The 526-nt window shown below is 53.8% G+C and carries 1 protein-coding gene; it reads left to right on the top strand.

Annotated features, from left to right (window positions below; genetic code table 11):
* On the top strand, window positions 1–526 hold a 526-nt coding region (locus tag ACK4TH_RS13230), incomplete at both ends, for a hypothetical protein (RefSeq protein ID WP_409627095.1).

Here is a 526-nt window from a genome sequence, read left to right as displayed (position 1 = left end):
ACTGAGCTGCTCCAACAAGGTGTCTCAGCTGAATCTCTGTCATCGCTGGTTGGCTTCGCTGTGGATGCGGACCGCGACCGCACTATGCCTGGGATCTGGAGAAGTGCCAATGACAAGATGTTAGCGGATGGCAGTGCGGCCACTAAGCGAGCGGTCAAGATCCAAGCGCAGCTATCCAAAACAATCATGCGCACGGAGAAAGACAAGCTGCTTGCTGACGTGCCAGAAGATGATCCGCTACGCGTCCGCCTGTGCAGTGCCAGTCAGAAGGGAGCTGGCCTGTGGCAAGTCACGCTACCAACTGAAGCTGCTTTCCGTATTGAAGATGAACACTACCGGTATGCAATGTGTTATTTATTGGGCCGTCCACCGTCTGAGAGTTTACTCAACCAACAATGCCTTTGCGGTGCCCGTCTCAATGAAGTAACTCATTCTCATTTCCACGACTGCAACTACCTACGTGACTACCCAACTGGCAAACGACATAACCTGGTAGCTGCGCCTCGGCCTCGTCGGCAAACTTGGC

The organism is Tepidimonas sp. (genome assembly GCF_046292505.1).
Taxonomy (GTDB): Bacteria; Pseudomonadota; Gammaproteobacteria; order Burkholderiales; family Burkholderiaceae_C; genus Tepidimonas.
This window is presented reverse-complemented; position numbering and strand designations above follow the sequence as displayed.